This is a genomic window from Streptomyces sp. NPDC018610 (genome assembly GCF_044391765.1).
In the GTDB taxonomy this organism is placed as follows: domain Bacteria; phylum Actinomycetota; class Actinomycetes; order Streptomycetales; family Streptomycetaceae; genus Streptomyces.
This window is the reverse complement of the sequence record NZ_JBISAL010000006.1, coordinates 81,424-98,376: the sequence shown is the minus strand read 5'-3', so window position 1 is coordinate 98,376 and position 16,953 is coordinate 81,424. Positions and strand designations below refer to the sequence as shown.

The window sequence follows — 16,953 nt, the reverse complement described above, 5'->3', positions numbered from 1 at the left end:
GACACTCCAGGCCGCCCCGGATGCGATACGTACCGATTCATGGTCTTCTGACGGAATGAGTATCACCCGAAAAGGTGAATCCTCGACCGCGCAACGTCATCAGGGGGCCCGTTCGCGCCCCCTGTCGGACGCCCTGCACCACAGGCACTCCCCCCACCACCCCCGGCACGCCCGCCCCGCCGCCGACGCGCACCGCTGGTGGGCGCTGGTGGTCATCGCGCTGGCGCAGCTGATGGTGGTCCTGGACGCGACGATCGTGAACATCGCGCTCCCCTCCGCGCAGCACGCCCTGCACATGTCCGACGCCAACCGCCAGTGGGTCATCACCGCCTACACGCTGGCCTTCGGCGGACTGCTCCTGCTGGGCGGGCGGATCGCCGACCTGGTGGGACGCAAACGCACGTTCGTCATCGGGCTCATGGGCTTCGCCGTCGCCTCCGCGCTCGGCGGCGCGGCCACCTCCTCGGGCATGCTCTTCGGCGCCCGCGCCCTGCAAGGGGCGTTCGCCGCCGTGCTCGCCCCCTCCGCGCTGAGTCTGCTCACCACGACGTTCACCGATCCCCGGGAGCGCGGGAAGGCGTTCGGCATCTACGGCGCGCTCGCGGGCAGCGGCTCGGCGATCGGCTTCATCGTCGGCGGCCTGCTCACCGAGTACCTGAACTGGCGCTGGTGCCTGTACGTGAACGTGCCCATCGCCGTCGTCGCCGTCCTCGGCGCGGTCGCGCTGCTGCACAGCCGGGCGGGCGACGCCGACCCCGGCGCCCGGCTGGACGTGCCGGGCGTGGTGCTGGGCTGCGGCGGACTGGTCGCCGTGGTCTACGGGTTCAGCGAGGCCCAGCCGCGCGGCTGGACGGACCCGCTGGTGCTGGGCCTGTTCGCGGGCGGCGCGGCGATGCTGGCGGCGTTCGTGTGGTGGCAGACGCGCGCCCGGATGCCGCTGCTGCCGCTGCACGTCCTGCGCGACCGCGACCGGGCCGGCTGCTTCCTGACCATGCTGCTGGCCGTGATCGGCATGTTCGGGCTGTTCCTCTTCATGACCTACTACCTCCAGGAGATCCTCGGCTACTCGCCGCTGCGCACCGGTCTGGCCTTCCTGCCGCTGACCGCCGCGATCATCGTCGGCTCCACGCAGATCTCCGCGCGGCTGCTGCACCATGTGGCGCCACGGCTGCTCATGGTCCCCGGCATGGTCCTGGCGGCGGGCGGCCTGCTGCTGCTGACCCGGCTGACGGTGGTCTCGGAGTACACCACCGAGGTGCTGCCCGCGCTGCTGCTGATGGGGCTCGGCATGGGCCTGACCTTCATGCCGGTGTTCGCCACCGCCACCGCGGGCGTCGCCCCCAAGGACGCGGGCGTGACCTCGGCGACCGTGAACACCTCGCAGCAGGTGGGCGGTTCGATCGGCACCGCGCTGCTCAACACGATCGCCACCACCAGCGGCGCCGCGTACGTCACCGCGCATCTGCACAGCCCGGCGGACCGGGCGCGGGTGGTGCCGGAGGGCATCGTGCACGGCTACACGGTCGCCATCTGGTGGGCCGCCGCCGTGATGCTGCTGGCCGGGCTGGTCGCCGCCGTGATGGTCACGGCCCGTGCCCCCAAGCACGGACTGCCGGCGGCGGAGCGGCCGGTGCCCGAGTCGGCGGTGTGAGCGACCCGGGCGGCCCGGCGGTGTGAGCGACCCGGCGGCGCGGCCCGGGTGACAGGCGGGTTCCGCGGTACGAGCGGTCCGGCTCCGTGGTCCGGGCGGCCCGGCGGTGTGAGCGGCCCGGCGGTGTGAGGACCCTCCGGAGAGGAACCCGGAGGGCCCGCGAGGGGCAGGGAGGGTTCCGGCGCACGCCGGGGCCCTCCCCGCGCGGGCGCCGCCCGCCGGGCCCCGCACGGGTCTCAGCCGCGTCCCGCCACCCGGTCGGCGGCCCGGGCCAGCCGGGACGAGCGGGCGCTGTGGGTGAGCGCCTCGCGCCGGTCGGCGGTGCGGTAGGTGGCGTACATGCCCTGGACGCCCAGCCAGCGCAGCGGCTCCGGCTCCCACTTGCGCACCTTGTGCCCGGCCCAGGGCAGCGCGGTCAGCGGGGTCGGACCGCCCTGTCCGGAGTCCAGCTGCACCAGGTCGGTGAGGGTGCGGGCGGCGAGGTTGGTGGTGGCGACGCCCGAGCCGACGTAGCCGCCGGCCCAGCCCAGGCCCGTCGTGCGGTCCAGGGTCACGGTGGCGCACCAGTCACGCGGCACGCCGAGCACCCCCGACCAGGCGTGCGCGACCCGCACCCCGGCCAGCACCGGGAAGAAGGCGACGAGGACGTCGCGCAGCGCCTCGACGGTCTCCGCCTGGGTGCGGCCGTCGTTGTCGGTGCGCGAGCCGAAGCGGTAGGGCACCCCGCGCCCGCCGAGCGCGATCCGGCCGTCGGCGGTGCGCTGGGCGTACATGTAGGCGTGCGCCATGTCGCCGAGGGTCTCGCGGCCGTCCCAGCCGATCGCCTTCCACTGCTCGTCGGTCAGCGGCTCGGTCGCGATCATCGAGGAGTTCATCGGCAGCCAGGTGCGCCGCTGTCCCTTGAGGGAGGCCGTGAAGCCCTCGGTGCAGCGCAGCACGTAGGGCGCGCGGACGGTGCCGTACGGGGTGACGGCGTGCTTGGGACGGATCTCGGTGACCGGGGTCGCCTCGTGGACGGTCACCCCGAGCGCCTCGACGGCCGCCGCCAGGCCCTTGACCAGCTTCGCCGGGTTCAGCCGGGCGCCGTGCGGGGTCCAGGCGGAGCCGACCGCGTCCGCGACCCGTATCCGCTCGGCGGTCTGCCGGGCCCCGTACAGCTCGCGGTCCTTCTCGCCGTAGGCGAGCTCCTGCTCGTGGAACGCCTTGAGCCGGGCCAGCTGGGCGGGGGTGCGCGCCACCTCCAGCACGCCGCCCTTGTGGACGTCCGCCTCGAAGCCCTCCTCGGCGGCCACGCGGATCACCTCGTCCACGGTGTCGTTCATCGCCCGCTGGAGCCGTACGGCGGCCTCGTGGCCGTGCAGCTTCGCGTAGCGGTCGCGGCCGGCGACGCCGTTGTAGAGCCAGCCGCCGTTGCGGCCGGAGGCGCCGTAGCCGCAGAACTTCTGCTCCAGGACGGTGATCCGCAGGAACGGCGCTGCCTTCTTCAGGTAGTACGCCGTCCACAGGCCTGTGTACCCGCCGCCGACGATCACCACGTCCGCGGTGGCGTCCCCGGTGAGCGGCTCGCGCACCGCCGGGAGCCCGTCGTCCGCGAACCAGAAGGAGATGCCGCCGTTCACGATGCCGCTGTTCACGGCCCTGTCTGCCGAGCTGCTCATGGCCGGGACGCTAACGCCTCGGCAGGGCCGGTGTCTCCTTCGGAATCCGTGTTCTTCCCGCACCGGCGGTCAGCGGACGGCAGCCCAGCCCGATCAGCGCGGCGGTGAAGTGCCCCAGGTCGGTGAAGGTGCGCCCGGTCGCCAGGGGCACCGCGAAGAAGCCGAGCACCACGGCGGCGTACCCGTACCGCCAGGGCCGGGCCAGGCGCCAGGTCAGCACTCCCACCACTCCCGCCAGCGCGTAACTCACCCCCACGTCCAGCGTGTTGACCGCCGACTCGGGGACCATCCCGCGCCGGATCCCCCACAGCAGCGCGCCCTCGCTGATCAGCGTGGCCAGCACGTGCGCGGCCACGCACACCACCAGCCAGCGCAGCGTGCCCAGCCAGCGTTCGGCCTGCGCGTGGAAGACCGAGTAGAGCACCGCGTACGGCAGCCAGCGGCCGCTCGCGATCCACATGGCGCTGGCGAACAGCACCCGTGCCGGATGCTCCGACAGCTCGTGCAGATTGGTCGAGCGCTGCCGCAGGAACTCCGCCTCGAACTGCGGCGACATGCGGTGCAGGGCGACGGTCGTGACGAACAGGATCAGCAGCCACGCATACGTCCCCGGGGCGCCGCGGACGTAGTCCGCCACCACCCTGAACCCGCGCCGCATCCGGATGACCCCGTTCACCCTCGCAAGTATGGTCGCCGAGGTGTTCGAGGGGCCTGCCGAGCCCCACGGCGGCCCGTGCGGGAGGGGTGACACGCCCCCGGACGGCCCATCCGGCCCTCCATGGACCATCCGGTCATAACGTACAGAATATGACGAAACGCCACATCGCCTTGCTCCTGAGCGCCGTAGCACTCGTCGGCTCCGGCGTAGCCGCCGCCCCGCCGATCTCCGTGCCGAGGCTGCACCTGGTGCACTCGGGCCAGTCGATCCAGAAGGCGGTGGACGCCGCCGAGCCGGGCGACACCGTCCTGCTGATGCCGGGCACCTACCACGAGAGCGTCAAGATCGCCAAGCGCGGCGTGACCCTGCGGGGCGCCGGCCCGGAGACCACCGTCCTCGAACCGGCCGCCGGGACGAGCTCGAACGACTGCGGCAAGCGCGGCAACGGCATCTGCGTGGCGGGCACCAAGAACAAGCGCCTGAAGGACGTCACCGTCGCCGACCTGACCGTGACCGGCTACTCCCGCGCCGGAGTGATGGCCGTGGGCACCGACGGGCTGACCGTGCAGCACGTGGCCGCCGTGAAGAACGGCCTGTGGGGCTTCGCCGAGGAACGCTCCCGGCGCAGCACCTACCGGCAGAACCTCGCCCGGGGCAACGGCGACGCGGGCCTCTTCCTCGCCAACACGATCACCGCCGAACAGGGCGCCCTCGACACCGACGGCACGCTGATCGCCCAGAACCGGCTGGAGGACAACCGGATCGGCGTCACCGTCCGCCGGCTGCGCGACCTCGCCGTCGCCGGCAACTACGTCACCGGCAACTGCACGGGCGTCTTCGTCGTCGGCGACGAGAACAAGCCCAGGGCGGGCGCGCTGAGCGTGCGCGACAACCTCGTCGCCAAGAACAACAAGTACTGCCCGAAGACCGCACGGCTGCCCTACCTCCAGGGCTCGGGCATCGTCCTGACCGGCGCCGAGGACACCGAGGTCACCCGCAACACGGTCCTCGGCAACTCTGGCAGGTCCCCGCTGTCCGGCGGCATCGTGCTCTTCAAGAGCTTCGTCGGCGCCGCCAACGAGCGCAACCGCGTCAGCGGCAACGCGCTGCAGGACAACTCCCCCGCCGACCTGGTCAACCAGGAGAGCACCAAGCGCGGCAACACCTTCCAGCAGAACTCCTGCCGGGCCTCCAAGCCCGCGGGACTGTGCTGAGACCCGGTCCGCGCCCGCAACCGAGAACCGACAAGGAAGGAACCGGCGGCACATGACGACCGCTCAGACCGCCCCACCGCCGTCCATGCGGCTCAGGGAGCTCGTGTTCGGGGCGGCGTGTGCCGCCGCCCTCCGCGCCGCCGCCCGCCTCGGCGTGGCCGACGCGCTCGGGGACGCCCCCCTGCCCGTGGAGGACATCGCGGCCTCGGTGAAGACCGAGCCCAAGCCGCTGCGCCGGCTGCTGCGCGCCCTGGCCTGCTACGGCGTCTTCACCGAGCAGCCCGACGGCACGTTCGCCCACACCGACATGTCCCGGCTGCTGCGCGAGGACGATGCGAACAGCCTGCGCAACATCACCCTGTGGTGCACCGAGCCGTGGACCTGGCAGGCCTGGCCGAAGCTGGACGAGGCGGTGCGCACCGGGCACGACGTCGTCCAGGACCTGTTCGGCAAGGAGTTCTTCGTCTACCTCAACGAGGACGCCCCCGAGTCCGCGGACGTCTTCAACAAGGCCATGACGACCTCCAGCAAGCAGTCCGCCCAGGACGTCGCCGACCTGCTCGACCTGTCCGGCGCCGCCTCGGTCGCCGACATCGGCGGCGGCCAGGGCCACGTGGTGGCCTGTCTGCTGGAGAAGTACCCCACCATGCGCGGCACCCTGCTGGACCTGCCGCGCGTGGTGGACAACGCCGACCCCCGGCTGCGCCCCGGCGGCCCGCTCGCCGACCGGGTGGACATCGTGCCCGGCGACTGCCGCGAGTCCGTGCCGGTCACCGCCGACGTCTACATCATCAAGAACATCCTGGAGTGGGACGACGACTCCACCGCCCGCTGCCTGCGCAACGTCATGGCGGCCGGCGGGCCCAAGGCCCGCGTCGTGGTCATCGAGAACCTCGTCGACGACACCCCGTCGATGCGGTTCAGCACCGCCATGGACCTGCTGCTCCTGCTCAACGTCGGCGGGGCCAAGCACACCACCGAGTCCATGGTGAGCCGGCTCAAGGCGGCCGGCCTGGTGATCGACGACATCAGCCCGGTCAACCCCTACCTGCACGCCTTCGACTGCACCGTCCCCGTCTGACGGCGCCCGCCGTCACGGACCGCACACCCGGACACCGGTCGCCGGGCCCGCGACGCTGCGGGCCCGGCGACCGGTTGTGTGTCCGCGGCCCCCTCACGGGGCCGGGCGGTGGTCTCACGACTGGGCGTCGCGCTCCCACAGGTAGAACCGCTGCGCCATCGCGTCCTTCGGCGAGCGCCAGGTCTCGGGGTCGTAGGCGCTGACGTACGCCGACAGACGCTCGCTGATGCCCCGGAACTCCGGGTGCCCCGCCACCTTCGCGATGGCCGGGCCCGGGTCCCGCTCCGCCTCGACGAGGTGCATGTACACATCGCCGAACTGGAAGAGGCTGCGCCGGGTGACGCCGACCAGGTGCGGCAGCTCCCCCCGGTCGGACTCCTCGAAGATCTTGGCGATGTCCGGGGCCGAGCCCGGGGCCATCCGGGCCACGATCAGGGCCTGGTGCATGGGCCTTCTCCTCCTCCGGTCCGTTCCCGACCGGTCCGTTCTCGTCCGGCTCTCGACCGGTCCGTTCTCGTCCGGCTCTCGTCCGGTCCGTTCTCGTCCGGCTCTCGTCCGGTCCGGCTCAGTCGGTGGTCAGGGCCGGCTCGGGCCGGCGGCCGGCGGCGGCCTTCTCGATCTTGTCCCGGATCAGGGCCATCTGGACCTTGGAGTTCTTGTTGATGTTGTCGGTCATCCAGTCGTCGTCGACCGGCGCCTCCGGCTTCATCGCGAAGTCCTGCGTCCACACCATCCGGGTGCCGGACGGCACCTCCTCGTAGCGCCAGTGGATGTCCATGTGCGCGAACGGCCCGGTCTCCACCCGGCGGGCCCGGACGGTGAGCGTGGCGCGGTCCGGCTCACGCTCGGACACCCAGCTCCACACCGTGCCGTTCTCGTCGGGGTGCATGGTCAGCCGGAAGGTGCACTTGCTCCCCTCCTGCTTCAGGATCTCCGCGGAGGCGTACTCGCTGAACAGCTCCGGCCACTTCTCCACGTCGTTGGTCATGTCCCAGACCAGATCGACCGGCGCGGCGATCGTGATCTCGTTCTGTGTGTGCCCTGCCATCTCTACGCTCCTGCCAGAAGGGTGCTGTTGACGAGATCGAGGAACTTCCGGGGCGTCTTGCAGCGCTCCGCGTCGGCCGGCATCGGCATGCCGTGCCGGTTCTCCAGCTCGCCCACGATGCCGAGCAGGCCGAGCGAGTCGATGCCGAGCTCGTCGAAACCGGTGTCGGCCCGGTCCGTCAGCTCCTGCGGGCTCACGGTGATGCCCGCGGCCTTCTTCATGAGTTCGGACAGTTCTTCCACGGTGATGCGGTCACTCATGCGGTGGTTCCTCTCTTCCTTGCTCCCGGCTGGTTGCTCCGGCCGCCCCGCTAGGAGGCGTCGGCGGTGCCATGCCGCAGCACCAGCGCCGAGTTCGAGCCCATGAGCCCCCGGCTGAGGACCAGTGCCGTGCGCACCCGCGCGGCACGCGCGCTCCCGGTCACCAGATCGAGGTCATGGCAGATGTCGAAGACGTTGGGGGTGGGCGGGATCACGCCGTGCTCCATCGCCAGCACCGCCGCCGCCGCGTCCAGCACCGGAGCCGCGCAATAGGCCCGCCCGATGCCGGTCTTGGGCGCCGTCACCGGCACCCGCCGGGCGTGCCCGCCGAGCGCGTCGGCGATGGCCAGCGCCTCCGCCCGGTCCGCCTCCGGCACACCGAGGGCGTCGGCGAAGACCACGTCGACCTCCTCCGGCGCACAGCCGGCGTCCGCCAGCGCGCCCCGGATCGCCTCCGCCAGCCCCTGCCGCGACAGCTCCCAGCGGGAGGCCCCGGTGAAGGTCGACGCGTGCCCGGCGACGGTGGCCCGCACGGGCACCCCACGCTGCCGGGCGCCCGCCGCCTCCTCGACCACGAGCATCGCGCCGCCCTCGGCCGGCACGAACCCGCACGCCTCCTCGGTGAACGGCCGGTACGCCCGCCCCGGATCGGTCACCGGGCTCAGCTCGCCGTAACCGAGCTGGCACACCATCGAGTACGGGGCCAGCGGCGCCTCGGTGGAACCCGCCACGATCACGTCCGTGCCGCGCCTCACGGCCCGCGCGGCGTGCGCGAGCGCGTCCAGACCGCCGGCCTCGTCGGCGGCGACCACCGAACACGGCCCCTTGAAGCCGCGCCGGATGGAGACCTGGCCGGTGCTGGCCGCGTAGAACCAGGCGATGGACTGCCAGGGACCGACGTGACGGGGGCTCTTGCCCCACAGCTTCTGCAGCTCCCGCTGGCCGAACTCGCCGCCGCCGGAGCCGGCCGCCGTCACCACGCCCGCCGAGAACGGCGCGCCGTCGGTGTCCGCCCGGCCCAGCCGCGCGTCCTCCAGCGCGGCGTCGGCCGCGGCCATCGCGAAGTGCGTGAACCGGTCCGTCTGGACGAGGTAACGCTCCTCGATCGCCGCCGCCGGGTCGAAGGACCGCACCTCGCCGGCCACCTTCAGCGGCAGCCGCTCGCAGCCCTCGCGGGTCACCCGGTCGAGGACGCTCACGCCCTCCTGGGTGGACTTCCAGAACGTCTCGGTGCTGGTTCCGTTGGGGGCGACGACACCGATACCGGTGACGGCCGCCCGCCGCTTGCTCCGTTGGCTCATCGTGACCTCTCCCTCGGCCGGGTCAGGATCACCGCCGACTGGAATCCGCCGAACCCGCTGCCCACGGAGAGCACCGCGTCCAGCTTCCGCTCCCGCGCGACCCTGGGTACGTAGTCCAGGTCGCACTCGGGGTCGGGCGTCTCGTAGTTGGCGGTCGGCGGGACCACCTGGTGGGTCAGGGCCAGCACGCAGGCCACCACCTCGATCGCCCCGATCGCGCCCAGCGAGTGACCCACCATCGACTTGATGGAGCTCATCGGGGTGTCGTACGCGTGCTCGCCCAGCGCCCGCTTCACCGCGGCCGTCTCGTGCCGGTCGTTCTGCCGGGTGCCCGAGCCGTGCGCGTTGACGTAGTCGATCGCCGAACCGTCCAGCCGGGCGTGGTCCAGCGCGGACTCGATCGCCCGCGCCATCTCCAGGCCCTCACTGGTCAGACCCGTCATGTGGTAGGCGTTGCCGAAGGTGGCGTAGCCGCTCAGCTCGCAGTACACGTGCGCGCCGCGCGCCTTCGCGTGCTCCAGCTCCTCCAGCACCAGCACCGCGCCGCCCTCGCCCATGACGAACCCGTCACGGTCGTTGTCGAAGGGACGCGAGGCGTGCGCCGGGTCGTCGTTGTTCGGCGACGTCGCCTTGATCGCGTCGAAGCACGCCATCGTGATCGGCGATATCGGCGAGTCCGACGCCCCGGCTATGCAGATGTCGGCGCGCCCCTCCTCCACGGTGTGCAGCGCGTACCCGACCGCGTCGAGCCCCGAGGTGCACCCGGTGGACACCGTCTGCACCGGCCCGCGCGCCCCGAACCGCTCCGCCACCGTCGAGGCCAGCGTGCTCGGCGTGAACGCCCGCTCCAGATACGGCTGCGCCCGCTCGTGGTCCACGTCCCAGCGCTCACCGCCGTGGCTGACCAGCACGTAGTCGTTCTCCAGCCGGGTGGTGCCGCCGACCGCGGTGCCCAGCGAGACCCCCATCCGCCACGGGTTCTCCGCGGCGAGGTCGAGCCCCGCGTCCCGCACCGCCTCCAGGCCGGCCGCCAGCGCGAACTGTATGTAGCGGTCGCAGCGCGCCACCTGCTCGGCGTCGAGGCCCGCCGCCGCCGGGTCGAAGTCGCACTCGGCGGCGATCCGCGACCTCAGACCCGCCGGGTCGAAGAACGTGATGCCGCGCGTGGCGGTGCGCCCGTTCGCCAGCAGGTCCCAGAACGCCGGGGCGCCGATCCCGCCCGGCGCCACGATGCCTATGCCGGTGACCGCGACCCGCCTGGTCATGACCGCACCTCGGCCGGCCCGGCCGCCGCCTCGGCCGCCTCGGCCGGCTCGGCCGCCCGGGCGCCGGCCGGGACCGACGCCGCCTCCGTGCCCTCGGTGTCCACGTGCCCGAGCTGCGGGCGCGGCGCCAGCGGGCCGAGGTGGAAGACGATCCGTGCCTCGGTGTCGCCCACGTTGCGGAACCGGTGGCGCATGTAGGCGGGGATCATCAGCCCCTGCTCCGGCCCCAGCGGGTGCGGCTCGCCGTCCAGGTCCACCTCCAGGTCGCCGCAGACGACGTACACGAACTCCTCGGAGTAGGGGTGGTAGTGCTCGCCGATGCGGTCGCCGGGCTGCACCAGCGCCACGCCCATGAAGCCGCTGGTGGAGCCCACCGTGGCCGGGGTGAGCATGGCGCGCAGGTCGCCGCCGCGCTTGGTGTTGGGCTCGGTGTCGCTGAGGTCCACGATCCTTGGCCTGGGTTTGATCACGTCTTCCTCCGGTGGTGTGTACGTCGGCTGGGGAACGTCAGGCGTCCGGCGCGGACCGGCGATCGGTGACGAGGTCCATCCGGGCGAGCGTGAGCAGGCGGGAGAGGTCGCCGTCCTTCTTCGCGGCGCCCTCGTCGAGCAGCGTCGTCAGCTCCGCCACCCGCGCGGAGTCCGCGATGCCCAGCGCGGCCGCCGGGTCCGCCTCCAGAGCGCCCACCACATCGATCAGGCGTACGACCACGTCGTCGCGCTCGAAGACCGTGCTGCGCCGCACCGGGCTCGCCGGGTCGTCCGCGGCGCGCTCGTCCTCATGGGCCAGCAGCTCCGCCAGCTTCATGCCCTGGCCCGGCCGCGCCGGGTAGAACAGCGCGTGCCGCTCCACCCGGTCGTCGTCCTGACCGGACGTCACGTGGTGCACGGCCGGCAGCGCCGCCCGGGTGAAGAACACCCGTGCCGACTCCTGGTCGTTGAGGTCGCGGTCCTGCTCCAGATAGGGGTTGATGGCCTCCTCGACCGCCCGGATCCCGGGCTGCCGGGCCACGTGCCGCAGCGCCGCCAGCAGGTCGCCGCGCACCTCGATGGCCCGCACCACCCGGTTGCCGTGCATGAACAGCGAGGTGCGCAGCAGCCGCGTCGTGTCGTCGACCCGCGCCTCGGGCGACTCGTAGCCCGCCAGCAGCTCGGCCACCTTCGCCTCGCTGCCCGGCTTCACCGTGAACGTCAGCGCGTGCCGGATCACCCCGTCCCCGATCCGCGGCGAGGTCTGCAGCCGCCGGTCGGCGGACTCCGGCCGGCCGCCGCCGGTCTCCCGCACGATGTGGAAACGCAGCGAACGGGTGTCGCGGATGCAGCTGTGCATCGGCTGCACCATCCGCACGTGCTCCTCGCTGTTCACCCATGCGAGGAACGGCGGGGCGCTCTCCCACTCGCTCGTGATGAGCCACTGGGAGGGGTTCTCGATCGACTGGCACAGCTGGTCGCTGACATGTCCGGGGACGGACGCGACCTGCTTGCCCATCTGCTCGTACGCCTCCAGGAACTGCTGCTGGGCGCCGTCGCAGACGTCCACCAGCAGCACCACGCGGAGCCGGGAGCCGTCGAAGACGGACTGGGAGACACGTTTCGAGGCCTGCTGCTCGGTCGGTTCTGAAACACGCTCGGAGATGGCGGTCATCTGCGTACGACTCCTTGGCGGGGATCGACGATTCGCACGGGACAGGGAAGGAGAACGCCGGCCGCGGATGACGCGACGTCAGCGTGATCTCGATCCTGTGCCGGGCACGATCGGCGCGCGACTCGTATGCACCACAAGGGTGATCACGCGGGTGATAGACCCCGCGAACGCACGCGGAGAGGGCGCCCGGCGGGCATGGAGACATCGATGCGCCCGCACCGCCCGCACCCCCGCACCCCGCCCCTGGAGGCATCGATGCGCCAAGAAGCCGACCACCGGGTACCCGTCCTCATCGTCGGCGGTTCCCTGGTGGGCCTGTCCACCTCGCTGTTCCTGGGCCGCCTCGGCGTGCCGCACATGCTCGTCGAACGGCACTCCGGCACCTCCATCCACCCCCGCGGACGCGGCAACAACGTACGGACGATGGAGCTGTACCGGGTGGCCGGCATCGAGGGCGACATCAAGGCGGCGGCGTCGCTGCTGGCCGACAACCACGGCATCCTGCAGACCCCGACCCTGGAGGGCGACGCCGGCGAATGGCTGTTCAAGCACATCGACCCCGGCGGCGGCCTCGCCCGCTTCAGCCCCACCGCCTGGTGCCTGTGCAGCCAGAACGACCTCGAACCCGTCCTCCTCGAAAGCGCCCGCCGGCTCGGCGGCGAACTGCGCTACTCCCACGAGCTGGAGACCTTCGACCAGGACGACGAAGGGGTCACCGCCGTCGTCCGCGACCGGGCCGGCGACGAGCGCTACACCGTCCGCGCCGACTACCTCGTCGCCGCCGACGGCCCCCGCAGCCCCGTCCGCGACCGCCTCGGCATCGGACAGAGCGGCCCCGGCGACCTGTTCGCCAACGTCAGCGTCACCTTCCGCTCCAAGCTCCTCGCCGACGTCGTCGGCGACCGCCGCTTCATCTGCTGCTACCTCACCGACCCCGACGCCGACGGCGCCCTGCTGCCCGTCGACAACAAGGAACACTGGGTCTTCCACGCCCCCTGGCACCCCGAGCGGGGCGAGAGCCTGGAGGAGTTCACCGAGGAACGCCTCCAGCGCCACATCCGCCGCGCCGTCGGCGCGCCCGACCTCGACGTCGAGATCACCGGCAAGGCCTCCTGGCGCGCCGCCGAACGCGTCGCCGACCGCTACGCGGCGGGCCGCGTCCTCCTCGCCGGCGACTCCGCCCACGAGATGTCCCCGACCGGCGCCTTCGGCTCCAACACCGGCATCCAGGACGCCCACAACCTCGCCTGGAAACTCGCCGCCGTCCTCGACGGCTGGGCCGGACCCGGCCTCCTGGACACCTACGACACCGAACGCCGCCCCGTCGCCCTGGCCACCAGCGCCCGCGCCTCCGCCCGCTCCGTCGAGCACAGCCACCCCGGCTTCGCCCCGGCCCCCGGCATCGGCGGCGGCAAGCGCGGCGGCATCCTCAACGTCGTCCTCGGCTACCGCTACCCCGACGGCGCGGTCGTCGGCGCCGGCCCCGACCGGGAGGCGGTGCCCGACGCCCTGCGCCTGACCGGCGAACCCGGCACCCGCGCCCCCCACCTGTGGCTGCGCCGCGACGGCGAGCGGATCTCCACCCTCGACCTGTACGAACGCTCCCTGGTCCTGCTCAGCGACGGCCGCTCGGAGGCCGGCTGGCACGCCGCCGCCCGCCGCATCGCCGAGACCGGGGCCCTGCGCCTGGAGTCCTACCGCATCGGCACCGACCTGACCCCCGACGACCGCGACCCCCAGGGCACCGACGCCGCCCCGGCCGCCGACTGGTCCACCGCCCACGGCACGACCCCCGACGGCGCGGTCCTCGTCCGCCCCGACGGCTTCGTCGCCTGGCGCGCCACGGACGCGGCCGAGAACCCGGAGGCCACCCTGCGCGAGGTACTGGCGAAGGTGCTGCGCACGGGCTGACCGGATGCGACCGGACGGCCCGGCCCGCCGGGCGGCACCGCCGACCGTGCCGCCGGACAGCGCGAAGGCCAGGTCAGGATGTTCCTGACCTGGCCTTTTCCGGAGCCCCCTGTCGGATTCGAACCGACGACCTTCGCTTTACAAGAGCGGCGCTCTGACCAGCTGAGCTAAGGAGGCAACGCGTCCACGCCCGTGCAGTGTACCCGGGCGCCGGCCCCGGACCTCGAGAATTTCCGCGAAGTTCACAGGCCTTGGAGTACTGACAGAGCAGGTGAACGCCAGGTACCGTCCTGTGCCAGTTCACTCTTGTGGACCAAGGACAACCACAACGGAACACCCGTAGTGGCAACCACCTTCCTACAACGGATCGTCCGGCACGTTCCTGCCGGTAGAAGGGGGCCCATTCACCATGGCCACTGTGCAGTTCGACAAGGCGACCCGGATCTACCCGGGTTCCGACAAGCCCGCCGTCGACGCCCTGGAGATCGACATCGCGGACGGCGAGTTCCTCGTCCTGGTCGGCCCGTCCGGCTGCGGCAAGTCCACCTCGCTGCGCATGCTCGCGGGGCTCGAGGACGTCAACCGCGGCGCCATCCGCATCGGTGACCGCGACGTCACCCACCTGCCGCCCAAGGACCGGGACATCGCCATGGTGTTCCAGAACTACGCGCTCTACCCGCACATGACGGTCGCCGACAACATGGGCTTCGCGCTCAAGATCGCCGGCGTCAACAAGACGGAGATCCGGCGCAAGGTCGAAGAGGCCGCCAAGATGCTGGACCTCACCGAGTACCTCGACCGCAAGCCGAAGGCCCTGTCCGGCGGTCAGCGCCAGCGTGTGGCCATGGGCCGCGCCATCGTCCGCGACCCGCAGGTGTTCCTCTTCGACGAGCCGCTGTCGAACCTCGACGCCAAGCTCCGCGTGTCGACCCGTACGCAGATCGCCTCGCTGCAGCGCCGCCTCGGCATCACCACCGTCTACGTCACCCACGACCAGGTCGAGGCCATGACGATGGGCGACCGCGTGGCCGTGCTCAAGGGCGGCATCCTCCAGCAGGTGGACTCGCCGCGGAGCATGTACGACAAGCCCGCCAACGTCTTCGTCGCCGGCTTCATCGGCTCGCCCGCCATGAACCTGATCGACGTGCCGATCATCGACGGCGGTGTGAAGTTCGGCAACAGCGTGGTGCCGGTCAACCGGGACGCGCTCAAGGCCGCCGCCGACAAGGGCGACCGCACGGTGACCGTGGGCGTGCGCCCCGAGCACTTCGACGTGGTCGAGCTGGGCGGCGGCGCCGCGGCCGCCTCCCTGTCCAAGGACGCCTCCGACGCCCCGGCCGGCCTCGCCGTCACGGTGAACGTCGTGGAGGAGACCGGCGCCGACGGCTACATCTACGGCACCGTCAAGGTCGGCGGCGAGGAGAAGGAGCTCGTCGTCCGCGTCAGCAGCCGCGCGGTTCCCGAGAAGGGCGCCACCGTGCACGTCGTGCCGCGGCCGGGCGAGACCCACGTGTTCTCGACCTCCACGGGCGAGCGTCTCTCCGACTGACACCCTTACGGCTGAAACCCCGGGACTTTCCCGGGCGATGCGCCCACGTTGACGAGAAGGGCCCCGCGAGCTGCTGCGGGGCCCTTCTCGCCGTCTTCCGAATCCCCCACGGCACCGGACATTTCGAGCCGTGTACGTCAACACGACACCCGGGATGCCGCCCACAGGCATCCCTCGAAGGGGTGACTAAATGTCGCCAAATCATTACCGGCGGCTACGCTGCCACGCGTGAAGCACTCCACCACCCACCCCACGCGACGCGGCCGGGGCCCCGCCCGCCGGATCGGCCGCTCCCTCGCCCTCGTCCTGCCCGTCGTCCTGGTGCTCTCCGGGACCCTCGCGGTCACCCGAGTCGACTGGTCGGGGAACTCCTCGTCCTCGGTGCTCACCGCGTCCGACACATCGGCTGCCGGGCTCACCGCCCGCTCCCGCGCCCCTCAGGACGTCCTGCGCGACCAGTTGCTGACGGAGCTGCAGGAGAAGGACCCGGGCGTCGCGCTCACCCACCTCCAGCAGGCGGTCAACGGCCGCCCCTCCCTGGCCGCGCACTGCGGCTCGATCGCCCGCACGCTCGGCCGCGCGGCGGTCCGCCTCTACGGCGCCTCCCGCGCCCAGTCCTACGCCCGTCCCGTCTGCGACACCTCCTTCGCCTCCGGCGTCCTCGCGGCCCACAGCTGACGCGCCACCGCCCACCGGCGGCGCACGACACCCGGCGCCCGGCCACGTCCTCGTCCGTGCCCCTTCCCGCCGTCCGTCCGCGTGCGCGTGGTCGGCGGCGGGAAGGGGCACGGACAGGGGCACGTACAGTGCCCCCATGACCCATCCGAATGCGGCGTCGCGCCCCACCCAAGCCGTCGTCCTGGCCGGAGGCCAGGGATCGCGGCTGCGCCCCTATACCGACGACCGGCCCAAGCCGATGGTCGAGATCCCCGGCACGGGCACCCCGATCATCGGGCACCAGCTCGCCTGGCTCGCCGAGGAGGGCGTCACGGACGTGGTGATCTCCTGCGGCCACCTCGCCGAGGTCCTGCAGGAGTGGCTCAAGTCGGCGGCGCTGCCCGTCAACGTCACCACCGCCGTGGAGACGGAGCCCCTCGGCCGCGGCGGCGGCCTGAAGTTCGCCGCCGCTCACCTGCCCCACCCGGACAGGTCCTGGTACGCCACCAACGGTGACATCTGGACCCGTTTCTCGCTGCGCGACATGGCGGACTTCCACACCGAGCGCGACGCGGTGGCGACCCTCGCGCTGGCCCGTCCGCGCATCCCGTGGGGCGCGGTGCAGACGGACGGCTTCGGTCACATCACGGACTTCATCGAGGCCCCGCCCTCCACCTTCGAGATCAACGCGGGCGTCTACGTCTTCTCCCCCGGGTTCGCCGACCTGCTCCCGGAGCGCGGCGACCACGAGCGGACCACGTTCCCGAGGCTGGCCCGCGAACTCCGCCTGGCCGGCTTCCCGATCCCGCAGGGCGCCTACTGGCGGGCCATCGACACCGCGAAGGACCTCACCGAGGCCGCGAAGGAGCTGGCCGCCCTGGGGCGCGCCTGACCGGTTCACGGCCGGGACGCGCCCGACCGGACCGGTTCACCGCCGGGCATGCCTGACCGGTCCACCACCGGGCATGCCTGACCGGTTCACCAGGTGGGGCTCACCGCGAGCCGGGGCCACGGGAGCACGAGAGAACACGAAAGGGACGGGGTCCCGCACAAGCG

Annotated in this window: 16 protein-coding genes and 1 tRNA gene; 7 read left to right on the top strand and 10 right to left on the bottom strand. The window is 72.3% G+C overall.

What is annotated here, in order from left to right; genetic code table 11:
* The first annotated feature begins 55 nt into the window (after positions 1-55).
* A complete protein-coding gene (locus ACH5A8_RS16930) occupies positions 56-1,651 on the top strand; it encodes an MFS transporter (protein WP_399002598.1) in 1,596 nt (531 codons plus the stop codon).
* A gap of 236 nt (positions 1,652-1,887) precedes the next feature.
* Here the strand turns inward: ACH5A8_RS16930 and ACH5A8_RS16925 are convergent, their stop codons facing one another.
* A complete protein-coding gene (locus ACH5A8_RS16925; RefSeq protein WP_399002596.1) occupies positions 1,888-3,309 on the bottom strand; it encodes an NAD(P)/FAD-dependent oxidoreductase in 1,422 nt (473 codons plus the stop codon).
* Positions 3,310-3,319: 10 nt separating this feature from the next.
* The gene (locus tag ACH5A8_RS16920) at positions 3,320-3,967 is read right to left on the bottom strand and encodes a rhomboid-like protein (protein ID WP_399003179.1); all 648 of its coding nucleotides are present in this window, start codon (positions 3,965-3,967) and stop codon (positions 3,320-3,322) included.
* Positions 3,968-4,116: 149 nt separating this feature from the next.
* On the opposite strand from ACH5A8_RS16920, the gene ACH5A8_RS16915 reads away from it, so the two are divergent.
* Both ACH5A8_RS16915 and ACH5A8_RS16910 read left to right on the top strand, forming a co-directional pair.
* Positions 4,117-5,181: a nitrous oxide reductase family maturation protein NosD gene (locus tag ACH5A8_RS16915; protein WP_399002594.1), complete on the top strand. Its 1,065-nt coding sequence runs from the start codon at positions 4,117-4,119 to the stop codon at positions 5,179-5,181.
* A 52-nt stretch (positions 5,182-5,233) separates the two neighbouring features.
* The gene (locus ACH5A8_RS16910; protein WP_399002592.1) at positions 5,234-6,262 is read left to right on the top strand and encodes a methyltransferase; all 1,029 of its coding nucleotides are present in this window, start codon (positions 5,234-5,236) and stop codon (positions 6,260-6,262) included.
* Between the two features lie 114 nt (positions 6,263-6,376).
* Here the strand turns inward: ACH5A8_RS16910 and ACH5A8_RS16905 are convergent, their stop codons facing one another.
* The 7 genes from ACH5A8_RS16905 to ACH5A8_RS16875 form a co-directional block, all read right to left on the bottom strand.
* On the bottom strand, positions 6,377-6,709 hold the full coding sequence (locus ACH5A8_RS16905; protein ID WP_399002590.1) for a TcmI family type II polyketide cyclase: 333 nt from the start codon (positions 6,707-6,709) through the stop codon (positions 6,377-6,379).
* A gap of 118 nt (positions 6,710-6,827) precedes the next feature.
* A complete protein-coding gene (locus tag ACH5A8_RS16900; protein WP_396318788.1) occupies positions 6,828-7,310 on the bottom strand; it encodes an SRPBCC family protein in 483 nt (160 codons plus the stop codon).
* Positions 7,311-7,312: 2 nt separating this feature from the next.
* The gene (locus ACH5A8_RS16895; protein WP_396318789.1) at positions 7,313-7,570 is read right to left on the bottom strand and encodes an acyl carrier protein; all 258 of its coding nucleotides are present in this window, start codon (positions 7,568-7,570) and stop codon (positions 7,313-7,315) included.
* A gap of 50 nt (positions 7,571-7,620) precedes the next feature.
* The gene (locus ACH5A8_RS16890; protein ID WP_399002588.1) at positions 7,621-8,871 is read right to left on the bottom strand and encodes a ketosynthase chain-length factor; all 1,251 of its coding nucleotides are present in this window, start codon (positions 8,869-8,871) and stop codon (positions 7,621-7,623) included.
* Positions 8,868-10,136 carry a beta-ketoacyl-[acyl-carrier-protein] synthase family protein gene (locus ACH5A8_RS16885; RefSeq protein WP_399002586.1) on the bottom strand — a complete coding sequence of 423 codons (1,269 nt, stop codon included), beginning with the start codon at positions 10,134-10,136 and terminating at the stop codon, positions 8,868-8,870. Before ACH5A8_RS16885 ends, ACH5A8_RS16890 begins: the two co-directional genes overlap by 4 nt.
* Positions 10,133-10,606: a cupin domain-containing protein gene (locus ACH5A8_RS16880; RefSeq protein ID WP_396318945.1), complete on the bottom strand. Its 474-nt coding sequence runs from the start codon at positions 10,604-10,606 to the stop codon at positions 10,133-10,135. Before ACH5A8_RS16880 ends, ACH5A8_RS16885 begins: the two co-directional genes overlap by 4 nt.
* A 37-nt stretch (positions 10,607-10,643) precedes the next feature.
* A complete protein-coding gene (locus tag ACH5A8_RS16875; RefSeq protein ID WP_399002584.1) occupies positions 10,644-11,780 on the bottom strand; it encodes a SchA/CurD-like domain-containing protein in 1,137 nt (378 codons plus the stop codon).
* 255 nt (positions 11,781-12,035) lie between these two features.
* Here ACH5A8_RS16875 and ACH5A8_RS16870 point away from each other — a divergent pair, with 255 nt between their 5' ends.
* Positions 12,036-13,691 (top strand): FAD-dependent oxidoreductase, encoded by a 1,656-nt coding sequence (locus tag ACH5A8_RS16870; RefSeq protein ID WP_399002582.1) that lies wholly within the window; start codon positions 12,036-12,038, stop codon positions 13,689-13,691.
* Between the two features lie 103 nt (positions 13,692-13,794).
* Here the strand turns inward: ACH5A8_RS16870 and ACH5A8_RS16865 are convergent.
* Positions 13,795-13,868 (bottom strand) — tRNA-Thr (locus tag ACH5A8_RS16865).
* A 232-nt stretch (positions 13,869-14,100) separates the two neighbouring features.
* Here ACH5A8_RS16865 and ACH5A8_RS16860 point away from each other — a divergent pair.
* From ACH5A8_RS16860 to ACH5A8_RS16850, 3 genes are all read left to right on the top strand, one after another.
* Entirely contained in the window at positions 14,101-15,240 is a 1,140-nt protein-coding gene (locus ACH5A8_RS16860) for an ABC transporter ATP-binding protein (protein ID WP_399002580.1), read from the top strand.
* A gap of 228 nt (positions 15,241-15,468) precedes the next feature.
* Positions 15,469-15,918, top strand: coding sequence for a hypothetical protein (locus tag ACH5A8_RS16855; protein WP_399002578.1), 450 nt, complete (start codon positions 15,469-15,471; stop codon positions 15,916-15,918).
* Positions 15,919-16,054: 136 nt separating this feature from the next.
* Entirely contained in the window at positions 16,055-16,789 is a 735-nt protein-coding gene (locus tag ACH5A8_RS16850) for an NDP-sugar synthase (protein ID WP_399002576.1), read from the top strand.
* Positions 16,790-16,953: the final 164 nt, after the last annotated feature.

Coding starts and splice junctions, on each gene's coding strand:
- ACH5A8_RS16930 (WP_399002598.1), top strand. CDS start 56: ATGAGTATCACCCGAAAAGGTGAATCCTCGACCGCGCAACGTCATCAG.
- ACH5A8_RS16860 (WP_399002580.1), top strand. CDS start 14,101: ATGGCCACTGTGCAGTTCGACAAGGCGACCCGGATCTACCCGGGTTCC.
- ACH5A8_RS16890 (WP_399002588.1), bottom strand. CDS start 8,871: ATGAGCCAACGGAGCAAGCGGCGGGCGGCCGTCACCGGTATCGGTGTC.
- ACH5A8_RS16905 (WP_399002590.1), bottom strand. CDS start 6,709: ATGCACCAGGCCCTGATCGTGGCCCGGATGGCCCCGGGCTCGGCCCCG.
- ACH5A8_RS16885 (WP_399002586.1), bottom strand. CDS start 10,136: ATGACCAGGCGGGTCGCGGTCACCGGCATAGGCATCGTGGCGCCGGGC.
- ACH5A8_RS16915 (WP_399002594.1), top strand. CDS start 4,117: ATGACGAAACGCCACATCGCCTTGCTCCTGAGCGCCGTAGCACTCGTC.
- ACH5A8_RS16870 (WP_399002582.1), top strand. CDS start 12,036: ATGCGCCAAGAAGCCGACCACCGGGTACCCGTCCTCATCGTCGGCGGT.
- ACH5A8_RS16895 (WP_396318789.1), bottom strand. CDS start 7,570: ATGAGTGACCGCATCACCGTGGAAGAACTGTCCGAACTCATGAAGAAG.
- ACH5A8_RS16875 (WP_399002584.1), bottom strand. CDS start 11,780: ATGACCGCCATCTCCGAGCGTGTTTCAGAACCGACCGAGCAGCAGGCC.
- ACH5A8_RS16925 (WP_399002596.1), bottom strand. CDS start 3,309: ATGAGCAGCTCGGCAGACAGGGCCGTGAACAGCGGCATCGTGAACGGC.
- ACH5A8_RS16910 (WP_399002592.1), top strand. CDS start 5,234: ATGACGACCGCTCAGACCGCCCCACCGCCGTCCATGCGGCTCAGGGAG.
- ACH5A8_RS16900 (WP_396318788.1), bottom strand. CDS start 7,310: ATGGCAGGGCACACACAGAACGAGATCACGATCGCCGCGCCGGTCGAT.
- ACH5A8_RS16850 (WP_399002576.1), top strand. CDS start 16,055: ATGACCCATCCGAATGCGGCGTCGCGCCCCACCCAAGCCGTCGTCCTG.
- ACH5A8_RS16920 (WP_399003179.1), bottom strand. CDS start 3,967: ATGCGGCGCGGGTTCAGGGTGGTGGCGGACTACGTCCGCGGCGCCCCG.